Here is a 2,392-nt window from a genome sequence, read left to right as displayed (position 1 = left end):
CACCGCGTTCGGCGCGCTGGCGAGGGACGTGATCGCGGCCGACGACGCGGGCACGCTCGGCGACGCCTCCGAGCGGCTGAACCGCGACCTGCCGGGCATGCGCGTGCTGCTGCTGCGCAGCCGCCGTCATCTCGATGCGATGGCCGGCGCCGCGGCGAGCCCGGGCGACGCGCGCCAGGCGTTGCTGGCCGCCGATCCGCGCTGGGGGCAGGTCGACACCTGGCAGACGCTCGCGCATGCGATCCGTCCGCTCAGCGCCACCTATCTGCTGCGCGCCGTCGACGCGCGGCAGGCTCCGGACGGCTCGCTGCAATGGCTGCCCGCCGGGGAGTGCGTGTATCTGCCGATCCTCGGCCGCACGTTCTGGATCAGCCTGGTGGTGACCGCGATCGTGGTGGTGCTCGGCTTTCCGCTCACCTATTGGCTGAGCCGCCTGCCCGAGGCGCGCCAGCGCATCGTGATGATGGCGGTGCTGATCCCGTTCTGGACCTCGATCCTGGTGCGGATCGCCGCGTGGATGGTGGTGCTGCCGCGCGAGGGCGTCGTGAACCGGCTCGCGATGTCGATGCATCTGATCGATACGCCGCTGGCGCTGATCTACAACCGCACGGGCGTGGTGATTTCGATGGTGCACATCCTGATTCCGTTCATGGTGCTGCCGCTGCACGCCGTGATGCGCGGCATTCCGCCCACCTATCAGCGCGCCGCCGTGTCGCTCGGCAGCCACCCGTTCGCCGCGTTCTGGCGCGTGTATGCCCCGCTGACCGCGCCCGGCGTGGGGGCGGGGGCGCTGCTCGTGTTCGTCAGCGCGCTGGGTTATTACATCGCGCCCGCGCTGCTGGGCGGGGCGGGCGACCAGATGCTGAGCTACTACGTGGCGTACTTCACCAACACCACGATCAACTGGGGCCTGGCGGCGGCGCTGAGCGCGCTGCTGCTGGTCGCGACCGTGCTGCTGTTCGTCGTCTACCGGATGCTGGTGGCCGGGCGTCGTCACCTGATTCGCGAGGTTTGACCCGATGCGATTTCTTCCTGCGTTCGAGCCTTCGGTCGGCCTGCCCGAGAAGGTGGTGTTCGTCGCGCTGCGGGTGCTGTGCTACGGCCTGCTCGCTTATCTGGCGCTGCCGATCGTGGCGCTGGTGCCGCTGTCGTTCTCGGCGGACGCGTTCCTGGTGTATCCGATCACGCAGTGGTCGTTCCACTGGTACGACGTGCTGTTCGCGTCGGATACCTGGTGGCGCGCGATCCGCAACAGCTTCATCGTGGCGCCGAGCGCCACGGTATTGGCGACCGTGCTCGGCACGCTGTGCGCGCTGGGCCTCGACCGCGCCGAGTTTCCGGGCAAGCGCGTGCTGACCGCCGTGATCCTGTCGCCGCTCGTCGCGCCGCTGGTGGTGGTGGCGGTGGGCATGTATCTGTTCTACATGCGCCTGCATCTGGCCGGCACGTTCACCGGCCTGATCGTCGCGCATGCGATGCTCGGCGCGCCGTTCGTCGTGACGACCGTGAGCGCGGTGCTCAAGGGCTTCAACCGCACGCTGGTGAATGCGAGCCTGAGCCTCGGCGCGGGCCGGATCGAGACGTTCTTCCGGGTCACGCTGCCGTTGATCATGCCCGGCGTGCTGTCGGGCGCGCTGTTCGCGTTCGCCACCTCGTTCGACGAGGTCGTCGTCACGCTGTTCCTGGCCGGCCCCGATCAGGTCACGATTCCGCGCCAGATGTTCAGCGGCATTCGCGACAGCATCACGCCGACCATCGTGGCGCTCGCCACCATCCTCGTGCTGTTCTCGACCGCGCTGCTGGTGGTCGGCGAATGGCTGCGCCGCAAGAGCGCGCCGTCGCGCTGAGCCGGCGCGTCCCCGTTCCTCTTTGATCGATCGACCATGTACTCACTCGACTCCGACGCACTGACCCGGCTGCTGCCGTTTCCCTCATTGATCGATGCGCTGCGCGAGGCCTTCGTGGCCGGCGGCCACGTCCCGCTGCGGCACGTGCACACGATCGGCGAGGGGAGCGACGCCGGCACCTCGCTGCTGATGCCCGCCTGGGACGACAGCGGCCGTTACGGCGTGAAGATCGTCAACATCTACCCCGGCAACCGTGCGCGCGGGCTGCCGGGGCTGCATTCCACCTATACGCTGTTCGACGGTGGGACGGGCGCGCCGATCGCCATGCTCGACGGCGACGTGATCACGTCCCGGCGCACCGCCGCGGCCGCCGCGCTCGGCGCGTCGTATCTGGCCCGCGCCGATGCGACGCGTCTCGTGGTGGCCGGCGCGGGCCGCGTGGGCAGCCTGGTGGGCCCGGCCATGGCCGCCGTGCGCAAGCTCGACCATCTGGCGGTGTGGGATCTCGATGCGCAGGCGGCCGCGCGATGCGCCGCGACATGGCA

General features: G+C 69.7%; 2 protein-coding genes and 1 pseudogene. All 3 read left to right on the top strand.

Annotated features, from left to right (window positions below; genetic code table 11):
- Positions 1 to 1,015: ABC transporter permease (locus G3N92_RS33010; protein ID WP_206131711.1), on the top strand; the 1,015-nt coding region annotated here is incomplete at its 5' end.
- A 4-nt stretch (positions 1,016 to 1,019) separates the two neighbouring features.
- A complete protein-coding gene (locus G3N92_RS33005) occupies positions 1,020 to 1,847 on the top strand; it encodes an ABC transporter permease (RefSeq protein ID WP_206131710.1) in 828 nt (275 codons plus the stop codon).
- Between the two features lie 36 nt (positions 1,848 to 1,883).
- Positions 1,884 to 2,392 (top strand): annotated as a pseudogene (locus G3N92_RS33000) (ornithine cyclodeaminase family protein); the annotation flags it as partial.

The sequence above is a fragment of the Burkholderia sp. Ac-20379 genome (assembly GCF_017104645.1).
Classification (GTDB): domain Bacteria; phylum Pseudomonadota; class Gammaproteobacteria; order Burkholderiales; family Burkholderiaceae; genus Burkholderia.
Note: the sequence above shows the minus strand (reverse complement) of the source record. Positions and strands in the feature narration are given on the sequence as shown.

What these genes read in the sequence shown, in the direction of transcription:
- G3N92_RS33005 (WP_206131710.1), top strand. Translation starts at nt 1,020, where the DNA reads ATGCGATTTCTTCCTGCGTTCGAGCCTTCGGTCGGCCTGCCCGAGAAG.